This window comes from Robinsoniella sp. RHS, from assembly GCF_001029355.1.
GTDB lineage: Bacteria > Bacillota > Clostridia > Lachnospirales > Lachnospiraceae > Robinsoniella > Robinsoniella peoriensis.
The window spans coordinates 1-1,904 of sequence record NZ_JNGB01000236.1; the positions used below are offsets into that span (position 1 = coordinate 1).

Annotated in this window: 4 protein-coding genes and 1 pseudogene; 4 read left to right on the forward strand and 1 reads right to left on the reverse strand. The window is 35.9% G+C overall.

Annotated features, from left to right (window positions below):
- Window positions 1-373: helix-turn-helix transcriptional regulator (locus RHS_RS29120; RefSeq protein ID WP_395023656.1), on the reverse strand; the 373-nt coding region annotated here is incomplete at its 3' end.
- Between the two features lie 132 nt (window positions 374-505).
- Here RHS_RS29120 and RHS_RS32350 point away from each other — a divergent pair.
- The 4 genes and pseudogenes from RHS_RS32350 to RHS_RS32360 form a co-directional block, all read left to right on the forward strand.
- On the forward strand, window positions 506-646 hold the full coding sequence (locus tag RHS_RS32350) for a hypothetical protein (protein ID WP_395023657.1): 141 nt from the start codon (window positions 506-508) through the stop codon (window positions 644-646).
- Between the two features lie 18 nt (window positions 647-664).
- Window positions 665-817, forward strand: coding sequence for a hypothetical protein (locus tag RHS_RS32355; protein ID WP_395023658.1), 153 nt, complete (start codon window positions 665-667; stop codon window positions 815-817).
- A 393-nt stretch (window positions 818-1,210) separates the two neighbouring features.
- The gene (locus tag RHS_RS29125) at window positions 1,211-1,549 is read left to right on the forward strand and encodes a hypothetical protein (RefSeq protein WP_047835183.1); all 339 of its coding nucleotides are present in this window, start codon (window positions 1,211-1,213) and stop codon (window positions 1,547-1,549) included.
- 15 nt (window positions 1,550-1,564) lie between these two features.
- Window positions 1,565-1,904 (forward strand): annotated as a pseudogene (locus tag RHS_RS32360) (hypothetical protein); the annotation flags it as partial.

A 1,904-nucleotide genomic window follows, 5' to 3' on the forward strand; every position in this document is an offset into this window, starting at 1 on the left:
TTTTGCATATATCTTTGAACAAATCTTTTGATTCAGGCTTTAATTCTCTGTATGTATGCATGACCTCCTGTATTATAATGAATAATTCATTGTCTGGTTCTTCTAAGAGATCAGATACAATAGATGCCAATTCGTCTGTTTCTTCTAATTGAAGGAACATCTCTCCAGTTCCTCTTACTAACCAATCCTCATTTACAAGTTTTCCATTCCAGGATTTTAAACATATTAATTTAGCAGTTCTGTCCGATAAGTTTTTTCTACCATTTTCTATATCTGATATATGGCCTTGTGTAGTAGATATTTCCTTTGCAAAATCTCCTTGCTTCATTCCGATTTCTTTTCGAAGAAGTTTAAGTCTTTCGCCGTCATTCAATTTTATCACCTCCATGCATATATAATATCATATAAAATATCGCTTTGCAACAAAAATGTATAAAAAACTATTGACAAATTAATCTTAGAGATATATAATTATCGCATAGCAACAAAGAAAGGAGGAATAGATATGAATGACCAGGAAAAAAAAGACATCAGAGAAACCATAAAAATGCTGACGCAACTTAATAAGGAAAGCTTGTTACTTGCAAAACAAAGTGTTAATACAATTTGGGCAATGGAAAGATTACAAGATAAACAAGCTGGATAAGAAGGGGGATATGGAGGTATGAGAAAAAAACAAAAGATCGAAGTTATAGTAACTTTCAAATCAGGCAGTCCTGATAAATGCACAGAAGCGATGATTCGATTCTTTGAAAGAAACCCGTATGTAGGAGAGCCAAATTGTGATACAGAAGATGCCAACAAGCAAGTTGTTTAAAAAGGAGAACGCAGTAGTCACGAATTTACATTTAAAGTGCAGTAAGAAGGGAGAACTAAATGTATAATTTTCATGTTTTAGATGGGAAAAAGTTAATCAGCTACAAACCAACAAAGAAGCATTATCTTTTAGCTGTATGCAGATGCAAGGATGAATTAGAAGGTGCGGAACCTTTTAGCGACTTCCTCTGATTTTATCAGAACAAGTTAAAGCAGTTAATTCACAGATGGGTTTATGGGAAGCTTCATAAAGAAAAAGAGGTGATAACAATGATATGGATAGAAGATGTTAAGGAAATAAAAGAATCCCAAGAAGCAGCAACTTCTAAGGATTCAAGTAACTAAAAAAAATATTAATCACCCTCTATTATAAGGGGTTACAGGAGGACAGTCAATGAGTAAAAAAATTTTAGAGCTGGCAGTAAAAAGAGTTGAAGATATAGAGATTCAAAGGGAGGCAATAGATAACTGTCAAAATATCCTAAGTGATCTAAAGCGTTACGGAGTTGATGCATTAAGTATTAAGTCACCGGATGGTTTAAGTTCCATCTCCTATTTAAAAGACTGTTGCTTAGATCCGGGACAAAAGGAGCTGATTGCGCAGTTATTCACATCGGTATTAAATAGTCGTATGACAGATGCAGAGAATGAACTTAAAAAGTTACTTGATGTAGAGGATGTAGAGCAAGAGCCGAGACCACGCCGAAGCAGACAGCCAAGACCAGAATTCTAATAGTAGGAGGGTATTATGAATGCAAGAACACAGTACACACCCCTTACAGAGCAAGAGCAGGAGTTTGCTGCAGATCATTGCCATATGATTGAAGATTTTCTGCGCAAAAAAGGCTATCCGGTTGATGATTGGTATGACGTTGTAGTATTTCGATATTTGCTTTCCGTAAAGAACTGGTTCAACAGACCGGAACTGCGCCGTTTAAGCTTTAGTACAATTGCATATCGGGCAATGTGGTCCGCAATCGGCAATGAACTTAAAAAACGCAACAATAGAATACAGCCGATCAGCCTGGACGCGGAATTACCGGATTCAGATGGATCCAGTTTAATTGATACTGTGACTATTGACAATT

Coding starts and splice junctions, on each gene's coding strand:
- RHS_RS32350 (WP_395023657.1), top strand. CDS start 506: ATGAATGACCAGGAAAAAAAAGACATCAGAGAAACCATAAAAATGCTG.
- RHS_RS32355 (WP_395023658.1), top strand. CDS start 665: ATGAGAAAAAAACAAAAGATCGAAGTTATAGTAACTTTCAAATCAGGC.
- RHS_RS29125 (WP_047835183.1), top strand. CDS start 1,211: ATGAGTAAAAAAATTTTAGAGCTGGCAGTAAAAAGAGTTGAAGATATA.